Source organism: Desulfobotulus pelophilus (genome assembly GCF_026155325.1).
GTDB classification, from domain to species: Bacteria; Desulfobacterota; Desulfobacteria; order Desulfobacterales; family ASO4-4; genus Desulfobotulus; species Desulfobotulus pelophilus.
The window spans coordinates 39,579-64,651 of the sequence record NZ_JAPFPW010000005.1; the positions used below are offsets into that span (position 1 = coordinate 39,579).

The following is a 25,073-nucleotide window of genomic DNA, read 5'->3' on the forward strand; positions in this document are numbered from 1 at the left end:
CCCTTATTGTAAGAAAAATCATGGCAGGGAATGCCGGGCATTCCCTGTTTTGGTGAATACACAGCAGGGGAGAACGATCATGCACAAAAGCAGAATCCGTTCCGAAGCCTTTCTTGTAGGCTTTTTTTTTCTGATGACTCTTATCCTGTTTTTTCTGCCAACGGGCTTTGAAGAACGCAAAGATCCGAACTCCCTTCGCTGTAGGGGCGAGATAGTAGAGGTGGATAATGCCTTTTTGCGTCAGTATGGCATGGTGCGTACGGGCAGCCAGAATATCGTGCTGCGCGTTGTTTCCGGGGAGAGAAAGGGAGAGCTTGTGAATTCGGCGAACCACCTCCTCGGAAAACTGGATCTTGATCGCCTGTATCAGGTTGGTGACCGTGTACTTGTGGTGCTGACCCTGGAAAAAGATACAATCCGCCATGCACAGGTCATGGATCATTACCGTCTTGGCATGCAGGCATGGCTGGCGGGGAGTTTTGCTCTTTTATTGGTGGCATTTGCCGGATGGACGGGAATGCGGGCCCTGCTTTCCTTTGTTTTCACAGGTCTTGTGGTCTGGAAAATTCTTATTCCCGGTTTTTTAAAAGGCTGGGACCCCATGGTGACCGCTCTTTTTGTGGTCATGCTGCTCAGTGCGGCCATCCTTTTTCTTGTGGCCGGATGGAACAGAAAAGGTTTTACGGCCTTTGCTGGCTGTCTTCTGGGTCTTGCCTGTACCGCCCTCCTTGCCCTTTTTGTGGCCCCTGTCTTCCAGCTTCACGGAGCCATCAAGCCCTTTTCGGAAACACTATTGTACACAGGTTATGCCCATCTGGATCTCACCCGTATTTTCCTTGCCACCATTATCATGGCCGCTTCGGGTGCGGTGATGGATCTGGCCATGGACATTGCCGCCAGCATGGATGAGGTGGTCTCCCAAAATCCACGGATCAGCCGCAGCGAAGCCATTCTTTCCGGCTTCCGGGTGGGACGGGCTGTCATGGGAACCATGAGTACCACTCTGCTTCTGGCTTACTCCAGCAGCTACCTCTCCCTGCTCATGGTTTTTATGGCTCAGGGTATTCCCATGGCCAACATGCTCAACCTCAATTACGTGACCGCAGAGTTTTTGAATACAATGCTGGGGAGTTTTGGGCTGCTGGCCGTGGCTCCCTTCACCGCACTGGCCGGTGCTTTGTTTTTGGTTCCGGGAGACAGAACAGAAAGGCGGAGGAATGGGATATGGGAGAAAGATACCCGGGAAGGAAGAGGTCTGGTTTCTTCCGCTGCACAGGCCGATGCGGTTCAGGCCTGATGCACATGCGGGCTTTTCATATCAAGGCCGGCCTCCCTCACATATGAGCCGGGGTACAGGGGTGAAATGGCCGGGATAGTTGTATTCAAAGGCTGATCGCATCCCTCGCCGTATTCTGAACGAAATACCCGTTCATTTATAACAAAAGCCAAACAGCAGCATGGCATGAAGATGGTATCGCTTTTTCGTCACACCTTATGAAGGAAGCCAGAAAATGACAGGTCTAGTTGTTACCAATGTGGGAAAAAAACTGGGCGGCAGTCCCGTTCTTTCCGGTATCAATCTTGAGATTGCTTCCGGAGAACTTGTGGTTTGTGTCGGACCTTCGGGCAGCGGGAAGAGTACGCTTCTGCGGATTATCGCCGGACTGGAAATTCCGGATACGGGAGCCATATGGATGGGAGGCCGGGATGTGACAAAACGATCTCCCGAAAAACGTAATGTAGCCATGGTTTTCCAGAGTTATGCCCTGTACCCCCATCTGAGCGTGGAAGAAAACATGGCTTTTCCCCTTCGGGCAAAGGGTATTCCTTCCGCAGAGCGCAAACAAATGATAGCCGAAACCGCTTCCATGCTGGGATTGAGAGAACTGCTGAAACGAAAACCGGCAGCCCTGTCTGGTGGTCAGCGTCAGCGTGTTGCCATGGGCCGCTGCCTTGTAAGAAACCCCTGTCTTTTCCTCATGGATGAGCCTCTTTCTAACCTGGATGCTTTTTTGCGCATGCAGGTTAGAATGGAGATTAAGAGTTTACAGCGCCGTCTGGGAACAACCATGGTGTATGTGACCCATGATCAGTCGGAGGCCATGACCATTGCGGATCGTATTGCTGTGATGGAAACAGGGCAGATTATACAGCTTGCCAGCCCTCAGGATCTTTACCGATCTCCGGTGAATCGTTTTGTAGCCGGATTTATTGGTACGCCAGCCATGAATTTTTTCCCGGGAATGCGGGATACCAATGGTAGCGTTCATCTGGAAAACGGTGCCCGTATTGATCTTTCAAAGGAACGTCAGCGGGTTTTGAACGGAGCAAAAAATCTCACTGTAGGCGTGAGGCCGGAGCACCTGTGTCCGGCAGAGGACGGTCCGGCCAAAGCCTCGGCCATGGCGGCGGATGTACGTCTTTTGGAACCTCTGGGCGGTGATGTGCTGGTGCATGGAGATATTGCGGGCAATCCTGTTCGTTTTCGGACTTCGGGGCGAAGGGTTCGGGAAGGAGAAACCCTTCACATCCATGCCCGTGAAGAAAATTTGTTTTTTTTTGATGAAAAAACCGGCAGATGTCTCAGTCCGGCACGGATGAGTTCTGCTGCCTAACTACGGATATCTTCAATGTAAAGGAGAAAGACCGATGGGAAAATGGGGGCGTATTGCCTGTGTGTTTTTACTGGGATTCGCCATGGCAGGGAATGCTCTGGCAGCCGAAAAAAAAGTGGAGCTTGTTTTCTGGCATGCCCTGGGAGGAGGAAATATCGCCTTCATTGATCGCATGGTGGCGGATTTTAATTTTACTCACCCGCAGATTGAGGTGAAGGCAGAATACAAAGGTTCCTACCGGGATACCCTCAATGCGGCCATTCTGGCCCATCGGCAGAAAAAATCTCCGCATATGGTGCACATTTTTGAAGTGGGCACCCAGATGGCACTGGATTCCGGTATTTTTACTCCCTTCGCTCAGGGACTGGATGCCTCAGCCCTGCGGGATCTTGAAGATTATATCCAGCCTGTAGCCAATTATTACACCATTAACGGGCAATTCTACTCTGTTCCCTGGAACTCCTCCAATCCTGTCCTCTATTACAACAAGGATATTTTTCGCAAAGCGGGCCTCGATCCGGACAACCCTCCCAAGACCTACGGGGAAGTGATGAAGGCGGCGGAACAAATTGTAAATTCGAAAGCGGCGGTCAAAGGAATTACCTGGCCTCTGCATTCCTGGTTTGTTGAACAGTGGCTGAGCATGCAGGGTGCGTTGCTGGCCAATAATGAAAATGGCAGGGCAGGGAGGGCAACGGAAACCTTTTTGAATTCTCCTGCGATGATCCGTATCGCCACCTGGTGGAAAGAACTCTACGACAAGGGTCTGTATGCCTATTCCGGCAGGCCGGAGGACTGGGACGGGGCCAACAAGCTCTTTGTTTCCGGTCAGACCGCTATGCTCATCACCTCCACATCGGATGTGGCCTTCCATCAGGCGGCAGCCTTTGAAAATGGTTATGCTCTGGGAACCGGTCCTCTTCCCGTCCCCGATGGCATGGAACGAAATGGTGTGGTAGTGGGAGGGGCTTCCATCTGGATGACCGGTGGCAGGACTTCAGAAGAGATGGAAGCGACAAGAACCTTTCTTCTCTGGCTCACCAATACGGAAAACGGGGTTCGCTGGCATAAGGGAACGGGCTATTTCCCCGTTCGAACCAGTTCCTGTGATGTGGTGAAAAACCAGGGCTGGTTTGAAAAAAATCCCGCCTATACGGCAGCTTTTGAACAGCTCCTGTCTACCCGTGTCAACCGGGCATCTCAGGGGGCGTTGCTGGGGCCGTTTCCCGAGATTCGTACCATTGTGACCGATGCCATACAGCAGATTATCAGCGGAAAGAACGTGGAAACAGCCCTCAGGGAGGCGGACAAGCGGGCGGATAAGGCTTTAATGGATTATAATCGTTCCGTTCGCTGAAGTGTAGAAGGGCAAATAAAAGGTACCTTCTGGGTCGTTACCAGTTACTTCAGGGCAAGAAGCCGCTGTGGCCGTGATTTTCTTATTCAGCCCATTTCGCCCTCTTCCTCCGGGAGAGGGCGGGGTGAGGTAAGAGATGTTCACAACGGTATATTTCCCATCGTTTTTTTGTTGTTTCAATGGTTTAAGGCAGAAGATTGCTTGCCGGACAGTAATGGACACCGGGTTGCGGAGTTTTCTCGTAGAGTAACTTGCTGCGTTACTCAAAAGTTACAATAAAAACTGAGTAGTATATCAGGGGCTGCCATGACATCTTTTTCATCCAACAGGTGGCTGGGTTTGTTGCTTTTGCTTCCCACCCTCCTGATTCTTATCGTTTTTCTGTACACCCCCATTCTGGAAACCCTGCGTCTTTCTTTTTATCAGGTCAGTTTTCTGGGGCTCAGGGAAGAATTCTGCGGACTTAGCAATTACCGGGATCTTTTTTTCGAGCCGGGATATCGCAGAATGTTCCGAGCCACCCTCATATTTACCTTCTTTACGGTTACAGGCAGCATGGGGCTGGGTCTGTTGCTGGCGATAATGATTCATAATGCAGGGGCATGGAAAGGATTGTACCGGCTGTTTCTTATCTGGCCCTATGCCCTGTCACCGGCCGTTGCGGGTGTGATTTTTTTGTTTCTGTTCAGCAATCAGGTGGGCATTGTTAATGCAGGGCTGAATGCTGTTTTTGGTCGCCATCCGGACTGGCTGGCCCGTCCCGGTCTTGCCATGGGTGTTGTGGTGGGTGCTGCTATCTGGAAAAATGTGGGCTATAATGTGATTTTTTATCTTGCGGCCCTTTCGGCCCTTCCCCGTGATGTGCTGGAAGCCGCACGTATGGATGGTGCCGGAATGGGTATGCGTTTTGGGCGGGTACTGCTCCCGCTCCTTGCGCCCATGACCCTTTTTCTTTTGGTGGTGAATCTCATGTATGCGGTGTTTGATGTTTTTCCCGTGGTGGATCTCATAACCCGGGGCGGGCCTTCGGATGCTACACTGCTCATGATTTACAGTCTGTACAGGGATGGTTTCGAGTTTCTTAAAACCGGCATGGCAGCAGCTCAGTCCGTTCTGCTGCTGGGAGCCGTAGCCTTCCTCTCCTTTGTGAAATTCAGAATCTATGGAAAGGGAATTTATTACGGAGGGAGGCGATGAGAAAGCAGGCTTTATTATTTTTACAAAATAATGCTTTCCATGGAAAGAGATGGATACGGCATCTGGTACTGCTTGCAGCTGTTTTTGTGATAGCAGCACCTGTGCTTTGCGCATTGATTTTTTCTACCCAGACACCCGCTCAGATATTCTCTTACCCCCCGAAACTTTCCTTTGGCAGTGCCGCCATTGACAATTACACCATGGCCTGGGAGACCTACAAGCTGGGCCTCTACATGAAAAACTCCCTTTTCATTGCCGTGACCGTAACACTGGGGAAAACCCTTACGGCCTTTCTGGCTGCAACAGCCTTTGTATATCTTCGCCTTCCATTTCGGGGGTTTTTTTTTGCTTTTGTCCTTATGACCCTCATGATGCCAACGGAAATTATGATCATAGCCCTGTTTGACAGGATCACGGATCTTGGCTGGGCGGACAGCTATCTTGCCCTGACCATACCCTTTATGGCTTCAGCCACCAGTGTTTTTCTTTTCCGGCAGCATTTTTTACAGATTCCGCTGGAACTTGTGGACGCAGCCAGGGTGGATGGCATCGGTCTTCCTTCTTTTATGATACGGATTCTTCTGCCCATGAGCCGTCATGTGATTGCCGCCATGGCCCTCATTGATTTTGTGTATGTCTGGAATCAGTACCTATGGCCGCTGGTGATCATTCGTGACGGGTCCAGACAGGTGGTACAGGTGGGCCTGCGCATGATGACGGCAGGTCAGGATGCTACCCACTGGGGTGTGGTCATGGCCGGTGCTGTCATCACCCTTGTACCGCCGCTTCTTCTGTTTTTTATCTTGCAAAAAGTTCTTGTGCTGGGTGTGGGGCTGGGTCAGGAAAAGTAAGCCCCTGCCGTTCCTATGGTTAATGCAAAAAAGCTGCTGAAGACAACTTTGCCAAGTATATGCACCTTAGTTTGATTCATCTTTTTTTACCGGTGTGGGGTTTCTGTTCTGTCATGGTAATGACTTTATGGTTCATGCAGCCCTGTTCAAAAGGGTCTTCCTCATTGGTAAATTTTGCCTATCCTGCATGGAGGAGTGCTGGTTTCTGGTTGCCAGCCTGAATGAGGGTGTAGGACAGCTCCTGCATGGAAAAGGGTTTTTCCAGTATGAAGTGGGGAATTTTTTTATCTCGGATCCAGTGGGGGCAGCCTGTTGTGAGAAGGATGGTAAGGTGCGGGTACCGTTCCCGTATCTGGGAGGCCAGTGTCAGGCCGTTCATGCCGGGCATGCCATAATCCATCAGAATCATATCGGCAAAGCTGTTTTCACTGAGCCATGCCAGTGCTTCTGCGGCATTGGGAACGGCATGTACCCCGTAGCCCAGGGATCCTATCATTTCTTTGACTATCGTCAGCAAAGAACCATCATCCTCCACAAGGAGTACAAAACCCTTTCCGTGGCAGATGGGCTGTTCCATCGTTTGGCTGTTGCCTGCCTTTATCCCGGCATGGGGCAGTTCAACGCGGAACAGGGCACCGGTGCCCGGGCTGCTTTCCACCGTAAGCAGGCCTCCGTGTTCTTCGACCACCTCTCTGACAAGGGTCAACCCCATTCCATGTCCTTCCCGGTTGGCACGGGTGGTAAAAAAGGGTTCAAAAATTCGTTGGTGGATGTCTTCGGAAATGCCGTGGCCTGAATCTTTTACACAGATACCCACCCATTGTACCGACTCCTTTGTACAGCGTTCTATACTCAGATGAAGAATTCCTCCGTTATCTTCCATGGCGTGGCAGGCATTGGTCATAAGGTTGATGAGAAGCTGATGAAGACGGGTAGGATTCCCATGAATACAGGCATCGGAAGCTTCATTCTGACAGCGGACAACAATATGGGCTGGAAGCGAGGCCCCGATGAGGCGCAGGCTTTCCGTGATCAGAGGTTTCAGGGAAAAGGTATGAAAGCCCTTTCCATCGGGTCTGCTGAAGTCAAGAATCTGCTGAATCAAATCCTTTGCCCGGTGCCCTGCTGTGACAATGGTATTCAGATGGTGGGCCTTTCGTTTTTCATCCTCTGTCATGGCAGCCAGCTGGGAAGCACCTAAAATAGAAGAAAGAATATTGTTGAAATCATGGGATATACCTGCTGTTATGCGGCCTAGTGTTGCCAGCTGGGAAAGCTCCTGAAAACGGCGTCTGATGATCATGAGCTCATCGGATTTATGCTCTGCCAGTTTACGATATTGCGCATTTTCCGTATTCAAGCGTACTTCTTTTTCTGCATAATCGCTGATGTCCAGACCCAGTCGCCATTTTCTGCCAAAGATGGAAAGGGGAATCCAGCAGAGGGTGGTTTTCCCATGGGTGCTGATTGTATGGCCCTGAAGATCGGGCCTGATACCGGGAAACTGAGAGATAAAACTGCCTGAAGGGTTTTTCCCGACCGCACGGATGGCTGCCGGAGAAGCTTTCTGAATCCGGCCGTCTGGTCCCGTGAGCAGCAGAGCATGGTTTCCGGCAAGGAGACCTTTTTCCTGCTGCCGCATGGATGTAAGCCATCTCCGGATTCTCCTTTCTTTCCGGGCAAGAAGCCTAGCATTTTTCCGATGATGGCACAGGGCCATGCCGTGATAAAAAAACAGCGGGCCAAGACCGGCGGAAATAAGCATAAAAAAACGGGCTGCAAAGGAAAGATGCCAATATTCTGAAAGAATGCCTGCTAAAAAAAGCAGAGCACCGGTCAGGGTGCAGCCCATGAGAAAGTTCCCGGATAAAAAAATCATACAACACCTTTATCCAAAATTGATTCTCCCGGAGCGGAAATCTGTCTTCTGTCGCGGACCCAGGAATTTCCCTTTCGGGATTTAGCATATCCTTTGATCTGAGCCACACGGAGGCTGAGTTGCGAAGAATCCATGCCCGGATGAAACTGACAGTCCACAATCCCCAGAGAAATGGACACCATGGGAAACGGACAGACTGTTCCGTCTCTGGATTTACCCTGAAAAAAACCCTGATTACGAATGCCATCCGGATAGAGAACCTGCGTTTCTCTCTCAAATTTTTCCGTAAGATCCTTTGCAAAGGATTCCGCCTCCGCCGGATGGGTGAAAATGACAAAATCATCCCCGCCCACATGGCCGATAAAGGTATTTTTGCCGCAGCAGATGGATGCGCTTTCCCGTATCAGACGGCTTGTGAACATGAGCATACGGTCACCGGCCTCAAAACCGAAGCAGTCATTATAGGCCTTAAAGTGATCCAGATCCGCATAGATCAGACTCATGCGTACCTGATTCTGCCGATATTCCGCCATGTTTTTTTCAATGCTGGTATTACCGGGCAGACCCGTTAAGGGATTTGCTCCCCTTGCGGTTTCTACCTGAATCCGGGCCATGACATCCAGCAGACTGCGAATGGATACCGTTCCTTTATACAGGCCGTTTTCCGTAATCAGAATATCATCATAAAGACGTTCCGCAGAGCGGGACATGGCAGCCCGGGCCACTTCATCCAGAGGTGTCCCTGCATCCCTGATCACAGGTTCCGTATCCATGATTCGGGCAACGCTTTTTTTCAGAAAAAGGGCATTGCCATAGGGCGAGCTCAAGTGGCGGTCCAGATGATAGCGCATGAGAAGGCCCACAGGGCGTTTTTCCTTCAAAAGGCAGATGCTGTCCGTTGGTGAACGGTTTTTCAGTATCCGGCTGATCTCTTCAACGGTATCCGATACCAGAGCCGTTATTCCAGGGCTGGCCAGATAACCGACTCCCGAACCCTGAGACCCGGGAAAAACCGACCATTCACGGCTACTACCCCCACCATTTTCTTCAATATGATGAAGGGAGGGCAGGGATGACTCCGGTGCAATGGCAGCTCCCTGCATCAGTGAAAAACCCAGCTCTTTAAAATAACGCCGATCCTTTATCTTATGAATATGGATAACACCCAGAACGCATTGTATACGGCGACAGGCATCTGACAGCAGGCCCACCATCAGAGCCGCATGATCCTGCCCAGATACATGTTGCTGGAACGCGGAGGATTCCAGAAGAAAAAGATCCGGTTGCAGACCTGCAAGGCGGAGCAGGGAAAGACCATTTCCTGCACCGCCGCAGATGCAAAGGCCAGTACCTCTTTCGGTATGTATGAAAAGGGCTGAAGAGGACATGTCTGTCAGGGTATCCAGATCTTCTTCATGAATCCCGAGGAGTATACGCCGGGAAGAAACCTTTTTATTCTTGAGGGTTGTTCTGAGACTTTCAGAAAAATCAACATGGGCCATACTCTCCGGATGCAGAAAAAAAACCAGCCTGCCTTCTTCGGGCAGATGGTGGAAGGCATCCAGAGCTGTCTCAAGAAGGCGGATGTCCTCCAGCAATACCTGCGCCTTCTGTTCCCCTGACCTGTGCCTGTCTGAAAGATAATCTGAAAAGCTTTCTTTCCGGACAATCCACAGCCGGATACGCCCTGTCATATCATCGGCAATGGGAGAAAAACGGATATCCGGTTGTCCTAAAAGATCTTTGACCGGAAGCGTGGGGGGATTTTCCGGTATCATGCCTTTGTTTTTTATTCCGGTAACAGGACCCATGGACAGAACCTCCTGATGTTTCATTACCCTGACACCTTTTATCCTCAGATTATGAGAATTGTGTTAACGGGAATATAAATTTCATCATGGGTGCTGTGGAAATCCTTGGTGCCCTGTCCAGTCCGCATACAGCCATTGGAAAATCATTTGAAACAGCACGGCTGTCTGCATTCATATTCTTTGTAAGCTGTCGTAACGAAATGAAAAAATAATAAAAAATCTTGAGTGCTTCCGGCTTTGCTGGTATCAATAGCTTCCCTCTGAAAACTTTGTTTAGCGGGGAAACTTACGAACTGCTTATGTGAAGGATGTCCCATGCATATTACCCCCCTTGCCCGTATGAAAGGCTGTGCGGTTATTACGGCCGTTGTTGTGTCAACCCTTATGCATTCTGCTCCCCTTATTGCCGTCACTTTTGTGAAGGTGCTGGTTCCGTGGCGGATCAGCCGTCTTCTATGCACCCGTATTATTATTGGCATCAGTACGTCATGGATCCATGTGAACAATTTTGTTTTTTCACTTTTTCACAAAACCCGATGGGAAATCCGTGGCGGTGACCATCTTTCACCGGAAGGCTGGTACCTGGTTCTCTGCAATCATCAGAGCTGGGTGGATATTTTTGCACTCCAGAGAAATTTATGCGGAAAAATTCCTTTTCTTAAATTCTTCTTAAAACAGGAGCTGATTTGGGTACCTGTCATGGGCCTTGTATGGTGGGCCCAGGATTTTCCCTTCATGAAACGCTACTCCAAGGAATACATTCTGAAAAATCCCCATAAAAAAGGAAAGGATCTGGAGGTTACCCGCAAGGCTTGTGAGAAGTTTCGCACAACCCCGGTGTCTGTCATGAATTTTGTGGAGGGGACCCGTATTACGGAAGCGAAACATCTTCGCCAGAAAAGTCCTTTTCAGAGGCTTCTCAGACCCAAGTCCGCAGGGACCGCCTTTGTCCTTTCCGCCATGGGAAGGGAGATGAACACCATCGTGGATGTTACCATTGCTTATCCCCAGGGTGTGCCGTCTTTCTGGCAGTTCATTTGTGGGAATGTCTCCCTGATTCGCATGCACATACGGACCCTTGCCATCCATGAAGGACTGCGGGGTGACTATTTCAATGACAGGGATTTCAGGGAGTCCTTTCAGAAGGAACTCAATACCATGTGGGCGGAAAAGGATCTTCTCCTTGGGCAGATGATGGAGCCTGTCTGGCCGGAAACAGAAGATGAAATGCAAAAGGTTGCCTGATGGTTCTGTTTTCCCGACTGCTGCGATGATATAGTACCTACCGTTCATCAGGCTGAGCGAATCTTTATGGTTCGCCATAGCCGGGTGCAGGGGAGCCCTTTATCATGGCAGCAGGCCTGGTTTGCTGTCTGTATACCGGATAAACCAGGAGCTATGCATGTCTATCCAGCTAGAACTAATTGATTTTATAAAAAAAACCCTTCCAGTTGAAGCCGATGACCCCAAGGCAGGTAAAGAAAGCGAACCTCTGTCTCCATCCGGTTTCGGATCGGATGTCAGCCGGGCTGTTCATTCCGCTCTGATCCTTCGACCCATCTTTGAGCTGGAAGCCCGTCGTTTCGGTCAGGGTGAAGAAGAACTCAGCGGCGAGATCTGGATGCGGGTTGATCTGATGTGGACGGCATTTGCCATTCTCGATGTCATCTCAGAGCTGACCGAATACCAGATCGGTGTCACCCGCAGTGAAGTAACGCAAAAAATCCTTCCCCTCCTCCGTCAGCAGGTTGCTGCAGAAAACAGATTTTTCCCCGATGAAGCCCTTGAAGAAGTAAGCTCTAAAATTTTTGACCATCTCACAAACAGAAACAACCGCTACCTTCCCTTTTCCTGTCCCTTTTTTGATGCCGATGCAGGACGCTACCGCACCCGCCGCTTCTGGCTCATCAAAAATGTCTATACGGGCGAAGGCAGCGAGGCCCTGTTCGCCCTCACGGAAGAAGGCTACACAGCCTATTTCGGCCTGCACGAAACCAGTGCCCTGGATGCTGCTGCCATCGGCAACCTGCGCATCAAGCTGCTCATTGAAAGGGGCAATCTGGATGATGCCATTGCCGTGGCCGAAACCAACCGAAGGCATTGCGCCCGAAAGGCAGGAGAAGTGAGAACGGTGCGCCGCCAGATCAGCCGGAACATCAAGTCCGTGGGTTTTGACCGGGTTCAGGCCCTGGCCGAAGAGGGTGTCAATCAGGTCATGGATATCCAGAAGGAAGGCAACCGTCTGCACAACCTTGTCATCGAAAACCTGCATGGCGGCGGATACAGGGGCCACAGCAGCACCCTTTACAGGCTGGCCGACAAGCTTGAAGGCTTAAGTAACCAGCTGATGAAGCTTTCTGGCCAGCTCCAGAGCCTGCCCGAAGACTACCAGAAACACAGCCACAAACTTTTCAGAAAAGAAGCCAGCGGCGTATTTCCCGGCATGGATGAGGTCATGGAAAGGATTTTTTCTCTGGATGAGGAAAACGCCGCCCGCATGGGGAAGGAATTCATCGCCCGCATAAATCCTCCGGCACAAAGGCCTCTTTTTGATCCGGCATCGGTGATGGAAGCCTGTGAACGCGCCCTGGAGCGCAGGAATCCGCCGGGCGATCAGACCCAGGTGCTCCTGGAGGTGGACGGCGAACCCCTTATATGCTTTCAGCCGGAACTGAATGAGAAAGTAATGCAGCAGGCCTTTCACCTGATCCATCATCTCCTTGGCCGCAAAAAAGAGCTGAGACTGGGGCAGGTTCTGGAACAGGCCCTGACGGAGTCCGATGAAAGCCTTTTCCCCGTTGCAACGGCCATGGCCGTTTTTCAGTGCCTTGTGGAAAAACGCATTGCAGACAGATACGGCATCCATGTGGACATGCCCGACCCGCAAAGCCGCATCACCATGGATCTCGGAAGCGGAAGACGCTACCGGGGCCATGAACTGCGGCTGAGGCAGCGGGTTCTTTCCGGCAACCCAAGGGAATAAAAAATATACCGTCTGAGTAGCTTCAAAAGTTACTTTACGACAAGACGCCGCAACACGGCGTGCGTTGCAATTCAGTACCATTTGCGCTTGGTTAACTGCTACAACTGTAAGGCCCGTGCACAGGCACCCGCGCTATTTGATCGTGACGCAATCTTATTCGTAGAGCTTCTTGTCCTGTGCGGAAGCGGCAAAAACTCCCCGCCACAGGCAGGATAAGCTTTTTGATTACCATAGCTGGCTTGAGCACGCTGCCTTTGTGGCGGCTCAGACAGTTTGCCGCTTCTTTCGCACAGGTCTTCGAAGCTCTGATCCGAAACGATTGCAACGTCACTTACAAATAGCCTGGGTGCCTTACACTGAAACCAAACAACTAAAATTACAGTGAAGGGTGCACCTTTTTTATGGAACACCATACAGAATCCTTTCATGGGGCCAGCCGCCTGATTTATTTAAGCCTCCTATACAGCAGCGGCAGCCGCAGGGCCATGGCCCCCTTCAGTGCCGAGATGGCCGAACTCATCCAGCGTTTTCAGTCCCAGGACAGCTTCCGCCAGATGGTGGAAACGGGCCTGAAGGCCATGGAGCTGAGGCTCCTTGCCCTGGAAGACAAGGGCCTTCGCCTTTCCGCCCGTCGCTCGGACAGTTTTTTTGCAGCCACCCTCACGGATTACGGAAAACTCCTTGCCAGAAGCGACCTCAAGGCAGCGGAAATCCTTCCCGTTCACTGCGCCATTGCCACGGCCTTTTTCCCGACGGAGGCGGATCTGGATGCTCCGGTGGAAGACCTCGGTGCCATTGTCATCATGGATGTCATGGATATCCTGAAACGCTTTGCCCTTGCAGAATCCGCCCTGCCCGATGGAGAAACAAGGCTGCATCCCCAGGTGAAGAGCGTTGCGGAACGCCTTCGCCTTCTGCCCGAAGACAATCCGGACAGACAAAGGGCGGGCAGCGGTTCAAGCTGGGTGGAAATGATTGCCATCGTACTGGATCACATGGTGGAAACGGGCTATCTGCTGGCCTTTGAAGAAACACCTGGGGAGGTGGAATACAGGCCGACGCCTGCCTATCAGACCGCCCTGAGGGAAGGTATTGTCTATGCTTTCCACGCCTTCCGGGATATTGTGACCACCGCTCCCCTTCAGGAAAAAAAGACAGCCGGAAATGCGGCCGGGGAAGGGAAACCCCATGTTTAGACTCAATAAATTCTTTGTAAGCGATATCAAGGCAGGGGACAATATTCTGCGCAATGGCTTTGTGCCCGTATTCCGGGAGGATGGGGATGCGGATCATGGTGTTCTTTTTGCTGCCAACGGCACCTGTAAAACCACCCTCTTATCCTTTATCCTCAGCGTGTTCAGCCCATCCAGACAGCGCTTTGTGCAGCACCTGCAATCCGGCGGGGACAAGAGTCTGGACCAGTATCTGATTCCCGGCCGTCCTGCCATCGTCATGCTGGACCTTGCCATGGTACTGCAACCCACCCTCTTTGAGACAAAACCCGTGGATCATCTGGTTTTGGGCCAGCTTCTCTATCGCCACAGCAACACGCCGGACAAAGTTGATCGCACTTTTTTTCTGGCCAGATCCGCTGATTTTTTTGACACCCTGCGCAGCCAGTGGGACGGACTTCTCGATCAGGAAAAGCCCTATCAGGCCCTGAAGGATTTCATGGCTCCGCTTATCCAGCAGACCTCCAGCCAGAAGGAATGGGAGGAAACCCTGGAAGAGCTTGGGCTTGATCCCTGGCTCATTGACCGTCAGGTGGATTTTGCCCGTACGGAAGGGGGCATCAAGGATGCCTTCCGCTTTAAATCCGAAGGGGATTTTTTAAGTTTCTTCCTTGGCTGCGTGACGGATATGGAAGCTGCCAAAGAATTGCGCGAACGCATGGATCAGGACTTAAGCAAAATGAAGGACCGCCCGAGAAAACGGGCCCAGCTTGATGCCGTACGCAGCCTAAAGGAGCGCATCGCCGACTTTGACACCATCGCCGCCCTCTGGCGCAGTGCAGGAAAGGCCATTGAAAAATGGCGGATGCAACTGGGAGAGGCCAGCCATCTTCTCCATGGTGCAGAAGCTTCTTCCCGGACAGAGCTGGAAGAACTTGAAAATGAGCAGAAACATGCCGAAGACTCTTTGCGGACCCTTCGGACCGGACTGGAAACCACCCGGAGCAATATCCTTTATCTGGAGCACTTCTGCATATCCAGTGCCGTAGAAGAAGGAGAAAAAAGCCTCCACAGAAATCATGGGGAAAGCGAGGCGCTAAAGGCTGAAAAAAACGCCCTCCTTGCTGCGGACTTCATGGCGGATATCCGTAAAAATCAGGCCGAAGCGGACACAAAGGATAAGGCTCTCGCCGAAGCAGGCAAAGAAATCAATCCCTTGCAGGAAAAATTAAAAACCCTTGCGGCCCAGTACCATCTGCGTCTGGATGCAGACCGCCACGGACTGAAAGCCGCCATGGAAAATCTGTGCCGGGAAGAGGAAGAAAGAAAGCAGCATCAAAGGGCTGTGGAAAAAAAACAGCAGGCAGGGGAAATCCTCAGGCAAGCCCTTGAAAAGGAGCTTGAGAATCTGAACGGTCGCATCCGGGGAGCCGAAGCTGGCCGTACCTTGCTGCCCCTTGATCCTGGAGAAGAACCCTCCGCCGCCCTGGACCGGCTCCATGGGGAAAAAGCGGGCTTTGAAAACCGCATCATTATGGTTGAAAAGGAAATGAGCGCCGGAGAAGAGGCCCTGAAGGCCCAGGATCGCAACTGGCGTCGTTTGCTGGAAGAGTGTTCAAAAGCACAGGGAAAACGCAGCGAATCCCTCAAAGCCATGGAAGAAGAAGCGGATTTACGGCGGCATCTTCTGGAAGATCCCCATCTTGTGCGCATTGCCGGAACCCGTGATATGGAAATCAGCTCGGCAGAGCTCCTTTCCCGGCTGGATGACACCCTGGTGCGCAGCGAGGAACGTCTCAGGAAAAAGGAAAGGCAGACCCTTCAGCTGGAAGAAAAGCTGGAAGCTCTGGATCAGGGAGGCGGCCTTGCCGCCGATGACCTTACCCGCCGCCTTCTTTCCTATTATCATAAAAAAGGCCATGAAAAGGGTATTGCCCCCGGAGAACTCAAGTCCTATCCCGAATACCTTGCGGATCTCTACCCTGCGCCGGAAATCCTGGCCCGGTACATCGAAGGGGATCCGGCGCGGTTCACGGGCATGATGGCGGCCAGTCAGGATGTCATTGAAAGCATCCTTGAGATGCCACCACCTCCCTGGCTGCACCGGCCCGTGGTGATTTCCACCCCCTGTGCTCCGGAGGCGGTCAGCACTGTGGAGCAGACCCTGATCCGCCCCCTGACGCCCGAGGTCTATTCCAGACAGCACATGGAAAAGGTGAGGGAAGAATACCAAAAAACGCTGGAAAAGGTGGCAGAGGAAAGGGAAGAAGCCCGGAGCCTCCTTAAAGCCATGGAAGGCGTAAGCCGCAATCTCCATGCCTATCAGGAGCGTTTTCCCGATGCCGGAGCTGTGGCCGCCCTCCGTGAACGGGCAGATGCGGGGGAGAAAAAACTTTCTGAAATCAAAGCTGCCATTGCTGAGGCTGAAGCGGGCATGGAAGCCCTCAGCCGCTCAAAAACAGATCTGGAATCCCGCTACCGCCATCTGAAAGACCAACTCGCAGACCTTTCTCGGATGCTCCAGCAGGTGAACACCTGGGTTTCATCCTTTGCGGATCTGGCCGCATGGGAGGAGGAAAGGGAAAAAAAGACCCTTGAAAAAGGAGCCGTGGAAAAGGCCATCCGGGCGGATGGAAAGACCCTTACGGAACTCAAGGAAAAAGAACTCCGGATTTTTAAGGATATCCACATATGCAAATCCGATCTCAAAGGGCTGGACGAAAAGGCCTCTGAAATCATGCGGCCTGAGGATACGGAACTGAAGACCGAAGAGCAGGAAGAAGCCCTGTCCATGGATCTTCAGACCCTGCTCCATCTTCATAGGGCCGCAAGGGAAACCCTGAGACAGATGAGCCATACGCTCGGTATAGACCATCTTGGCAGAGAGCTTGAAGATCTTCAGGCACGCATTGCAAGGCTTCAGTCCGAATTCGAGGCCTTTGGCCGCAGCCACAGCTTTGATGGAAAAAGTGCGGAAAACTGGGCCACGCGGGGCTTCAGGGATAGAAAGGCGTACCTTGAAAGCCTTTCCGGGAAACTGGAAGGGCTGAAGGAAAGCCGCATCCGCATGGAAACGGAACTGGAACACAAAAAAAAGGATCAAATCCGCAGCGAGGCCCTTCTTTCGGAACAAAAAGCCAAAGGTTTTCCCCAGGATCTTAGGGAAGAAAACCTGAAGGATCAGGACACAGATGCGCTGCTGCATCGTCTGGAAAGCGAAAAAAGAAGGCAGCAGACCGACTGCGAAACCCTTTTTTCCCGCTCTGAGCGCCTCAAAGAGAAGCTCAGCTTCCTTGAAAAATGGCGTCAGGAACTTCGCATTGCCATGGCGGAAAACCAGACCTTTGAACCCCTCTGGGATCAGGATTCTCCCCGTCATCCATGGCCGGACCTGCTGGAGCCGGGCAGAGACAGGATGGCTTCCATCCGGCAACTGCTGGAAGAAATAAGGGAAATGGCCGCAGCCGAAAGAAAGGAGCGGGAAACCGGAGAAAACGCCCGCAGACGGATGCGCAGTGCCTTTGACCGTCTCCAGACCCACCTTCAGGATGATGCCTGCCGCCATGACCTCCCCGCTGTGGTGGATGCCCTGAGAAGCCACGATGCCGAATCCTTAGGGCTTCAGGCCGAAGACCTGATCCGGCGCTGCGAAGATATCGCCCGTAACATTGAAATGGATCTGAAAATTACCCAGCGCTTCATGGACAGTCTTGTGGACAGGCTGCTGCAGCACAGCCGGGATTATCACCAGAAACTGCAATCCGCCGCAAGGGAGCTTCTTCCGGAGACCGTTTTCATTTACGGCGGAAAACCCATTCTTCGCACAGGTGTCCGACTGGATTTTGCCCGCTACCAGGATGCCTTCCGCCAGTCTGTGGAAAACTGGCTTTATCAGCTCATGCAGCAGAACCGCCTGCCGGAAGTCAATCCAAAGGCAGGCAACGGCCTTGGCTCTGAGCTGCTTTATCAGCTTCTGGGGGCCGCATCGGGCCGGGAGAATTTCGGTATCCGCATGCTGAAATGCGATGACTCCGGCAGCACCTACGAGCCCGTGGGAAAGGATCTCGGTTCCGGAGGCGAAGCCCTCACCATTGCGGTCATGCTCTACACCCTGCTCATCTCCATGCGAAAAAAGCGCAACAGTGCTTCCGAAGGCAGAATTCCCGCATTCCTCATTCTGGACAATCCCTTAGGCGTCTGCAACCGCTCGGACTTTGTGGATGCCCAGCTCAAGGTGGCGGGAAACATGGGCCTTCAGTGCGTCTATTTCACCGGCATCCATGACCGGGAATCCTTAGAACTTTTTGAACTGCGCACAGCCATCCGCAAAGGGGATAAAAAACTTGAAATCGACGGTATTTCCTATAACTGCCTTGAAGTCACGGAGCTGAATGTGGAAAAAACAAAGAGGCAGGTGAACCACCATCAAGCCCCCTGAAAAAATAAAAGCCGTACTGGCTGCAGGAGACAAGGGGCTGGATCTGCTGATATACTCTGGGTGGTCATTCTTGATACATGGGGCAGTCTTGAAACGATATGAAAAAGTTCTTGACCCGTGTGTTTGAAATTTTCGAATGTTTCACGGTTGACCGCTTGGAGTAAAATAAAGATATACTGGAAAAACTGCTTTTCCTCACCACAAAAGGTGCAAGCCATGAAAAAAAGAATCCTCTACGGCGAAGCCAATTATCCAGCCATTGTTCGTGAAAACGGCTACTTTGTGGACAAGACTGCCTACATCGAAAAACTGGAATTCGTTAAAAATCCCGTCTTTCTGCGTCCAAGGCGTTTTGGAAAATCCCTTCTCTGCACCATGCTGGAGTCCTACTATTCGGTTTTATACAAAGAAAACTTTGAAGAGCTTTTCGGCCACACATGGATTGGCAAAAACCCAACGCCCCTGCACAATACTTTGCTTGTGCTGCATCTGGATTTTTCCACCATTGAGACCGGTGAGCTGGAATTAATGGAAAAAAGTTTTGATCACACAGTGAACCTTGCCCTTCAATCCCTGGTGAACAGAAACATCTGTTTTTTAGAGGATAAGCCGCTGCTGAATCCGGAAAACAGCTCCGTATCCAATCTCAAGGCCGTTATCAATAAGATCCAGGACAACAAGCTACCGCCCCTCTATGTCATCATCGATGAGTACGACAATTTTGCCAACCAGCTCATCACAGGCCATAAAGACCTTCTTTATAAGCAGCTCATGGCCGATGACGGTTTTTTAAAAACCTTTTTCAAGCTTTTAAAAGAGGGCCGAAAAACCGGAACCATCCACAATGTTTTCATCACAGGCGTTCTGCCCGTCACCATGGATGAACTGGCTTCGGGCTTCAACATTGCCACCTTCATCACCCTGAACCCCAATTTTGAAAACATGATCGGCTTCACCCAGTCCGAAGTGAATTTACTTCTCGATGACATTTACAGAGATTATGAAATCCGCCCGGATACCCGCAATGAAGTACAGGATGTCATTAAAAATCAGTATAATGGCTATCATTTTATCGATCCTGAAGGCGAGGCCGTCTATAACTCCACCATTCTTCAATATTTTCTGAGCTGGTTCTGTGAATTTAAAACCATGCCCAAACACTTAACGGACATGAACCTCAAAACCGATATCCTGTGGATCAAAAGAATCACCGGCTCCAACCCTGAGCTTACCCAGGATTTTGTCACCCAGCTGACAACCCAGAACAGCATTGACTATGACGACACCCTGCTCACCCAGAAATTCAACATGTCCCGTTTTTTTGAAAAGAGCTTTTTTCCCATCTCCTTTTTTTATCTGGGGATGCTTACCCGAAAAAATGACTTTGCCCTAACTCTCCCCAACCTCAACATGAGAAGAATCTTTGTGGAATACTTCAATGAACTCCACCACATTGACGTTTCCACCCGCTACGGGAACATGATGCAGCATTTTGTCAGAACCCTTGACCTGAAATCTCTGTTTGCTGGCTACTGGCAGGAATACGTTTCCCAACTTCCCGAAGCGGTCTTTTCCCAGGTAAACGAGAACTTCTATCGCACCACCTTCTATGAACTCTGTTCCCGCTATCTTTCCCGCTGGTTCACCTGGAATGTGGAAAGGTCCTACCCCAAGGGCAGAACAGATCTGGAGTTTGTGGGCAAATTCAATGAATGCTTTGCGGGCATCCGTATGGTCATCGAGTTCAAATACTTTTCCAATGCCGCCTTTAAAAAATTCAATACCAGCATTGAAAACTTCACCCTGATTCCTGAAGATACGGAGCAGATGGCAGGCTATGTGGAAGGGCTTAAAAAGGAATACCCGGAAGCAAAGATCAGCCAGCATGTGATTTACTGTTTTGGCAATGGGGGATTCAGGGTATTTGATACGGACCCCCTTCCGGCATCAAATGAACCGGTAAGCTGAGCCCTTCCTGGACATGACGGATAAGCGGCTCTCAGGCCAAACAGGTTTCTCTGTGCATACCCGGATAAAAGCAGGCTTTCAAGTTTACAAAGCCCACATGCCATGTTACATTTCTTAAAGTATTATCCCATAAACAACTATTATAAAATGACATACATATTACATACACACTATCAGAAAGCAGAACATGAAGGAGTGCATGACATATAAATCCGGAAAATTCATTTTCCAGGAAAAATATGACTCTCAAATAATAAGGGAGCTGTTTATCAGGGCAATGGTTCTGAATGAAACCATTGCAGAGCTGCCCGTTTTCTCCGGTCTGGCATCACGACTGGAACCAGAGATCATGTACAGCTCCATTGCCGGGACCGCCGCCATCGAAGGCAACCCCATATCAGAAGCAGATGTCAGAAAAATATCAGAAGGCCATGATCTTATTGATTATTCTGCCAAAGATCAGCAGGAGATCAAAAATCTTATTGAGGCCTATGATTATCTCTCTGAGAAAAAAATCATCTCTCAGCCTTTTCTGATCAGCGAACAGCTCATCCGGAATCTGCATAAAATCATTACCACTAATGTGCCCCATGAATACAACATACCTGGCAATTACCGAAACGGAAGGGTGGAAGTCGGTGACAAAGCCCATGGCGGCGTATACAGGCCTCCCAAATGCCTGGATGACGTCAGCCTGCTGATGGCTGCCTTCACAGAATGGATGAACAGCCATGAAATACTGGAATTGCCCCCCCTCATAAGGGCACCCCTTGCACACTATTATTTATGTGCCATCCATCCCTTCTGGGACGGAAACGGAAGAACAGCCCGACTGCTGGAAGCCCTTATCTTGCAAACTGGCAAGCTGCAATACATACCCGGAGAATTATCAAACTATTATTACAGAAATATAGACAATTATTATAGTGCTTTTTCAAAAACAAACAAACTCGGAAACGATGCCACTCCTTTTTTAGAATTTTTTCTGGATGCTGCCATATTTTCCATGGAAAAAATTAAAAAAATAATAATTTCTTCCATAAAAATCTTTGCATTAAAAGATCATTACACAGACCAGAACCAGAAAAAAGAGATAAACAAAAGGCATTTTGAGCTGCTGACTCTTCTTCTCGATTATCCACCTGATTTTGTCTTTTGTATAAAAGATCTCATATCAAAAATGCCCTTCAGGCTTCTCTACAGCAGTATCAGCAGCCAGACAGCCCGAAGAGACCTCGCCAAATTATCAGAAATGGGGCTTCTCCTGAATAATAACGGTGAATACTCACTGAATTTTCGCTTTTCCGGGTAAAATACCCAAAGGTCTTTTTTGGATTATTCTGCCAGCAGAAAAACACTTTTTTTCACCCCACCAATAGATTTCGATTGATTGTCAATTGAATTTGGCAAAGAAGCCGTAAAAAAATTTCCCACGGTATTTCCTATAACTGCCTCGAAATCACGGAGCTGAATGTGGAAAAAACAAAAAGACAGATAAACCATGGGTGATATCATCTGTTCATGGAAGGTCTGTCTGCCTGGAGGTAAGTCCCTTGTCTGGCCCGATGGCTGCCGGGATCTGATTGCCATTCTTCCGAAAAATCAGGCTCCAGAGCTTATCTGCAGCGGGCTGGATGCCTCTCCGAGAATTGTGACCTGCCCGGAGGAAACCCGTTTTGTGGGCATCCGGCTTGCGCCGGGCCTGACCTTCCCATGGGAAAAGGATGACCCCGGCTCAACGTGCAGGGATCTGTCCATCTCCCCATACCTGCCATCCTGGAAGGGTTTCTGTTTTGCAGCAGATCATGATGAAATTCAGAATGCACTTTTAGAGGTGGTATCGCTGGCAAACCCTGCCCCCCATTGGATTGCAGACTACCTGGCTGAAGTGAGGGCAGGGGGAAAGAAAAGGGCCACGGCACGTAGTCAGCGAAGCATCAGGAGACAGCTGGTTCGGTTCACGGGAGCATCATCCAGCTACTGGAAGGGGCTGGCCCGGGTACGGAAGGCAGGATCTGCCATCGCCACCTCGGCCATCTCCCTGGCCGATATTGCCGCAGACCACGGTTTTTCAGATCAGGCCCATCTGAACAGGGAGATCAGACGCTGGTTCGGCTGCACCCCCAACATGCTTCGTGTGAACAGGGAGCTGTCCGCAACCCGGCTGACAGCTCCCGATGCATTCCCCAATCCTCAGCCAAGAATATACTGCTGAAACTCCGCTGCCGGAGGGATGGGATGGTAGCAGTAAACAAGGGCACCGGAGGGATCCAGAAGCCCGAAGCCCCTGTCTCCCCATGGATGATCTTCCAGAGGCATGATGACAGACAGACCCGCCTGATCATGCAGCCTCTCGTACATGGCATCGGCATCCGTCACAAGGACATTCAGAAAGATACCTCCGGTAAAAGGAACCATGCCTTCCTGGGGCTTCATAAGGCAGATTTCCGGCCCGGACGGGGAAGCTCCAAGGCGAAGCACCACGTACCAGCCGCAGTCGAAGGCCGGGCGGGCATCAAAGTGTGAGATATAAAATCCCTTTGTTTCTTCAAGATTTTGCGTGACAATGGTTGTGCTGACGGATTGAATTTCCATGTCTTCCTCCAAGGGTTCCTGTTTTCCTCAATACAAAACGCTGATGGGCAGAATAGCTCAATATATGTGGCAGAATCTTGAATTTTTTGGCCAAAAAACCAGCTGTTCTGACAGGAATGCCCCTATACCTTCATGGCAATGGCAGGCTTTCAGCCAAAAAAAAGCTTTTTTAGTTTCTGACCGACAAAGAACTCTAATAACCCGGCAAAGGATATTCTCCATGGAAAACATCCTCCATGAAGCTGTTTGGGAAGTGATACGATGCAGCAAACGCAAAAAGATTGAAACGGTCCTTCTGCTTGAAACCATCAGAAGAAAAGCCCCTTCATCCATAGGGGATTTCGAACTCCCAAAACGCCTTTTTGATATCCTGAAAACCCTTGAAAAAGAAAAACTGCTGCAAATTCCCAAAACTAAATCTGATTACAAAACCGGCCTTCCCCCTTATGTCACCGCATTACGACCGGAAGAAGATGCCGCCCTAATTCAAAAAAAGACAGAACTTTACAATTTACGCCACCTGACCGCCTGGGAACCCACATACATGGCAGCCTTTGCCTGTCATCTGAAAACAGAAAAAGAACTGAAACAGGCCATCAGGGTCAACGATTATCTCCTGAACCGAAAAACCGATACAAAGATCATCCCCCACAGGGAAAGGGCCTTACAGATCTTTGAAAGTGAAAAGGCCCTGGATGGCTATAGCCGCAAGGGACTTTTTGGTGGCAGAATCACCCTTGAAAATCTGGACTGCTTTTACTGCCCGGAACCCCTTCCCTTCCAAAGCCCCTCACCGGATAAGGCCCTTCTTTCAGGAAAACCCCTTCTGGTTGTGGAAAACGCCAATACTTACTGGAGCTGCTGCCAGGCCAATGGGGATATGTGCATTTATGCAGCAGTGGTATATGGCAAGGGTTTCACGGTATCGGCCAATGCAGGGGAATATGCCAATGACGGGCTGGAACAGATCAGAGCAGATCTTGAAGCCATGGAAATCCTCTATTTTGGAGACCTTGATCCCACAGGCATTGCCATTCCCACCCGAATCAATGCCATGAGGAAAGAAAAGGGCCTTCTTCCACTTCGACCAGCCCTTTCCCTTTATAAGGCCCTCCTTGAAAAAAACCTCCCTACGCCCTATGACAGATCCCAGACCAAGGATCACGATCCCATGGCTGCCAAGCAATGGCTGGGGGTTGAACTGGCAGAAATTTATCTTGAAAAAGCAGAAATTCTTCGCTGGCCCCAGGAGGGGCTGACCTCTGATGATATCCGCAGGATTTCGGTTTAAAAAACAATCTGATACTATCCTGCCCCATCAGCTACTTTTTTCTGACCCTATAGCTTGCAGACATAATTGGGCCGGAGATCGGAATCTGGACAGGCGCAAGGCCTGACCCTTCATACCCTTACCCTTACAGGTGGAAAGATACCCCATGACCATAACCGGCATCATTGGAGGCTCAGGGCTGGACAACCCGGAAATCCTCGAATCTCCCAAAGATCTTCGTCTGGACACCCCCTACGGCCCGCCGTCTTCCCCCCTGCGCCGTGGCCGCATTCAGGGGCAGGAAGTGATTCTCCTTGCCCGCCATGGCCGGGAGCACACCATTCCACCCAGCGGCATCAACAACAGGGCCAACCTTTACGCCCTGAAAGCCGCAGGCTGCACCAAGATCATCGCCACAGCGGCCTGCGGCTCCTTACAAGAAGACCTTGAACCGGGAAGCCTCGTGCTGCCGGATCAGCTCATTGACTTCACCCGCCACCGCATCGTCACCTTTCACGAGACCTTTGAGCCGGGCATCGAAAACGCCCGTCACGCCCACATGGCCGAGCCCTTTTCTCCCCAGATCCGAAACATTCTGAAAAAAACCGCTGAAGAGGAAGGCCTCACCCTCCATGACGGCGCTACCCTTATCACCATCGAAGGCCCCCGTTTTTCCACAAGGGCCGAGTCCCGCATGTTCCGCATCTGGGGGGCGGATCTCGTAAACATGACCGTTGCGCCGGAGGCCATCCTCGCCACGGAACTGGGAATTCCCTATGCCGTGGTGGCCATGGTGACGGATTACGATTCCTGGAAAGACGATGCCCCGCCCCTCATTGTGGAAGAAATCATACAAATCTTTAAAGGCAATGTGGCTAAACTGGTGAGCCTTCTCACCCGAAGCCTTCCCCGCCTTCACGGGGCCTGAAAAATTCAC

17 protein-coding genes are annotated in these 25,073 nt (G+C 50.8%); 14 read left to right on the top strand and 3 right to left on the bottom strand.

Going from position 1 to position 25,073, the window contains the following annotated elements; genetic code table 11:
• Positions 1-79: 79 nt before the first annotated feature.
• The 5 genes from OOT00_RS05895 (at position 80) to OOT00_RS05915 (ending at position 6,020) form a co-directional block, all read left to right on the top strand.
• Entirely contained in the window at positions 80-1,297 is a 1,218-nt protein-coding gene (locus OOT00_RS05895) for a YibE/F family protein (protein ID WP_265424389.1), read from the top strand.
• Positions 1,298-1,511: 214 nt separating this feature from the next.
• A complete protein-coding gene (locus OOT00_RS05900; protein WP_265424390.1) occupies positions 1,512-2,615 on the top strand; it encodes an ABC transporter ATP-binding protein in 1,104 nt (367 codons plus the stop codon).
• 34 nt (positions 2,616-2,649) lie between these two features.
• Positions 2,650-3,972: an ABC transporter substrate-binding protein gene (locus OOT00_RS05905; protein ID WP_265424391.1), complete on the top strand. Its 1,323-nt coding sequence runs from the start codon at positions 2,650-2,652 to the stop codon at positions 3,970-3,972.
• A 306-nt stretch (positions 3,973-4,278) separates the two neighbouring features.
• A complete protein-coding gene (locus OOT00_RS05910; RefSeq protein ID WP_265424392.1) occupies positions 4,279-5,169 on the top strand; it encodes a carbohydrate ABC transporter permease in 891 nt (296 codons plus the stop codon).
• Entirely contained in the window at positions 5,166-6,020 is an 855-nt protein-coding gene (locus OOT00_RS05915; RefSeq protein ID WP_265424393.1) for a carbohydrate ABC transporter permease, read from the top strand. Before OOT00_RS05910 ends, OOT00_RS05915 begins: the two co-directional genes overlap by 4 nt.
• A 178-nt stretch (positions 6,021-6,198) precedes the next feature.
• On the opposite strand, the gene OOT00_RS05920 is transcribed toward OOT00_RS05915, so the two are convergent.
• Together OOT00_RS05920 and OOT00_RS05925 are read right to left on the bottom strand one after the other, a co-directional pair.
• Entirely contained in the window at positions 6,199-7,899 is a 1,701-nt protein-coding gene (locus OOT00_RS05920) for a hybrid sensor histidine kinase/response regulator (protein WP_265424394.1), read from the bottom strand.
• Positions 7,896-9,734, bottom strand: coding sequence for a GGDEF domain-containing protein (locus OOT00_RS05925; RefSeq protein WP_265424395.1), 1,839 nt, complete (start codon positions 9,732-9,734; stop codon positions 7,896-7,898). The genes OOT00_RS05920 and OOT00_RS05925 overlap by 4 nt, the downstream gene beginning before the upstream one ends.
• Before the next feature lie 291 nt (positions 9,735-10,025).
• Between OOT00_RS05925 and yihG the strand changes: the two genes are divergently transcribed.
• From yihG to OOT00_RS05960, 7 genes are all read left to right on the top strand, one after another.
• On the top strand, positions 10,026-10,955 hold the full coding sequence (gene yihG, locus OOT00_RS05930; protein ID WP_265424396.1) for a 1-acylglycerol-3-phosphate O-acyltransferase, YihG family: 930 nt from the start codon (positions 10,026-10,028) through the stop codon (positions 10,953-10,955).
• A gap of 157 nt (positions 10,956-11,112) precedes the next feature.
• The gene (locus OOT00_RS05935) at positions 11,113-12,693 is read left to right on the top strand and encodes a hypothetical protein (RefSeq protein WP_265424397.1); all 1,581 of its coding nucleotides are present in this window, start codon (positions 11,113-11,115) and stop codon (positions 12,691-12,693) included.
• A gap of 401 nt (positions 12,694-13,094) precedes the next feature.
• The gene (locus OOT00_RS05940; RefSeq protein ID WP_265424398.1) at positions 13,095-13,889 is read left to right on the top strand and encodes a hypothetical protein; all 795 of its coding nucleotides are present in this window, start codon (positions 13,095-13,097) and stop codon (positions 13,887-13,889) included.
• Positions 13,882-18,303 carry a coiled-coil domain-containing protein gene (locus OOT00_RS05945; RefSeq protein WP_265424399.1) on the top strand — a complete coding sequence of 1,474 codons (4,422 nt, stop codon included), beginning with the start codon at positions 13,882-13,884 and terminating at the stop codon, positions 18,301-18,303. The genes OOT00_RS05940 and OOT00_RS05945 overlap by 8 nt, the downstream gene beginning before the upstream one ends.
• Positions 18,304-18,519: 216 nt before the next feature.
• Positions 18,520-20,271 carry an AAA family ATPase gene (locus OOT00_RS05950; protein WP_265424400.1) on the top strand — a complete coding sequence of 584 codons (1,752 nt, stop codon included), beginning with the start codon at positions 18,520-18,522 and terminating at the stop codon, positions 20,269-20,271.
• Positions 20,272-20,470: 199 nt separating this feature from the next.
• Positions 20,471-21,583 carry a Fic family protein gene (locus tag OOT00_RS05955; RefSeq protein WP_265424401.1) on the top strand — a complete coding sequence of 371 codons (1,113 nt, stop codon included), beginning with the start codon at positions 20,471-20,473 and terminating at the stop codon, positions 21,581-21,583.
• 189 nt (positions 21,584-21,772) lie between these two features.
• On the top strand, positions 21,773-22,486 hold the full coding sequence (locus tag OOT00_RS05960; protein WP_265424402.1) for a helix-turn-helix domain-containing protein: 714 nt from the start codon (positions 21,773-21,775) through the stop codon (positions 22,484-22,486).
• Here the strand turns inward: OOT00_RS05960 and OOT00_RS05965 are convergent.
• Entirely contained in the window at positions 22,465-22,866 is a 402-nt protein-coding gene (locus tag OOT00_RS05965; protein ID WP_265424403.1) for a VOC family protein, read from the bottom strand. The genes OOT00_RS05960 and OOT00_RS05965 overlap by 22 nt on opposite strands.
• Positions 22,867-23,086: 220 nt before the next feature.
• On the opposite strand from OOT00_RS05965, the gene OOT00_RS05970 reads away from it, so the two are divergent.
• Both OOT00_RS05970 and mtnP read left to right on the top strand, forming a co-directional pair.
• On the top strand, positions 23,087-24,157 hold the full coding sequence (locus tag OOT00_RS05970) for a Wadjet anti-phage system protein JetD domain-containing protein (protein ID WP_265424404.1): 1,071 nt from the start codon (positions 23,087-23,089) through the stop codon (positions 24,155-24,157).
• 145 nt (positions 24,158-24,302) lie between these two features.
• Positions 24,303-25,064 (top strand): S-methyl-5'-thioadenosine phosphorylase, encoded by a 762-nt coding sequence (gene mtnP / locus OOT00_RS05975; RefSeq protein ID WP_265424405.1) that lies wholly within the window; start codon positions 24,303-24,305, stop codon positions 25,062-25,064.
• Positions 25,065-25,073 lie beyond the last annotated feature (9 nt).

What these genes read in the sequence shown, in the direction of transcription:
- OOT00_RS05950 (WP_265424400.1), top strand. Translation starts at nt 18,520, where the DNA reads ATGAAAAAAAGAATCCTCTACGGCGAAGCCAATTATCCAGCCATTGTT.
- OOT00_RS05905 (WP_265424391.1), top strand. Translation starts at nt 2,650, where the DNA reads ATGGGAAAATGGGGGCGTATTGCCTGTGTGTTTTTACTGGGATTCGCC.
- yihG (WP_265424396.1), top strand. Translation starts at nt 10,026, where the DNA reads ATGCATATTACCCCCCTTGCCCGTATGAAAGGCTGTGCGGTTATTACG.
- OOT00_RS05965 (WP_265424403.1), bottom strand. Translation starts at nt 22,866, where the DNA reads ATGGAAATTCAATCCGTCAGCACAACCATTGTCACGCAAAATCTTGAA.
- mtnP (WP_265424405.1), top strand. Translation starts at nt 24,303, where the DNA reads ATGACCATAACCGGCATCATTGGAGGCTCAGGGCTGGACAACCCGGAA.
- OOT00_RS05940 (WP_265424398.1), top strand. Translation starts at nt 13,095, where the DNA reads ATGGAACACCATACAGAATCCTTTCATGGGGCCAGCCGCCTGATTTAT.
- OOT00_RS05925 (WP_265424395.1), bottom strand. Translation starts at nt 9,734, where the DNA reads ATGAAACATCAGGAGGTTCTGTCCATGGGTCCTGTTACCGGAATAAAA.
- OOT00_RS05895 (WP_265424389.1), top strand. Translation starts at nt 80, where the DNA reads ATGCACAAAAGCAGAATCCGTTCCGAAGCCTTTCTTGTAGGCTTTTTT.
- OOT00_RS05970 (WP_265424404.1), top strand. Translation starts at nt 23,087, where the DNA reads ATGGAAAACATCCTCCATGAAGCTGTTTGGGAAGTGATACGATGCAGC.
- OOT00_RS05920 (WP_265424394.1), bottom strand. Translation starts at nt 7,899, where the DNA reads ATGATTTTTTTATCCGGGAACTTTCTCATGGGCTGCACCCTGACCGGT.
- OOT00_RS05910 (WP_265424392.1), top strand. Translation starts at nt 4,279, where the DNA reads ATGACATCTTTTTCATCCAACAGGTGGCTGGGTTTGTTGCTTTTGCTT.
- OOT00_RS05915 (WP_265424393.1), top strand. Translation starts at nt 5,166, where the DNA reads ATGAGAAAGCAGGCTTTATTATTTTTACAAAATAATGCTTTCCATGGA.
- OOT00_RS05955 (WP_265424401.1), top strand. Translation starts at nt 20,471, where the DNA reads ATGACATATAAATCCGGAAAATTCATTTTCCAGGAAAAATATGACTCT.
- OOT00_RS05945 (WP_265424399.1), top strand. Translation starts at nt 13,882, where the DNA reads ATGTTTAGACTCAATAAATTCTTTGTAAGCGATATCAAGGCAGGGGAC.
- OOT00_RS05935 (WP_265424397.1), top strand. Translation starts at nt 11,113, where the DNA reads ATGTCTATCCAGCTAGAACTAATTGATTTTATAAAAAAAACCCTTCCA.
- OOT00_RS05960 (WP_265424402.1), top strand. Translation starts at nt 21,773, where the DNA reads ATGGGTGATATCATCTGTTCATGGAAGGTCTGTCTGCCTGGAGGTAAG.
- OOT00_RS05900 (WP_265424390.1), top strand. Translation starts at nt 1,512, where the DNA reads ATGACAGGTCTAGTTGTTACCAATGTGGGAAAAAAACTGGGCGGCAGT.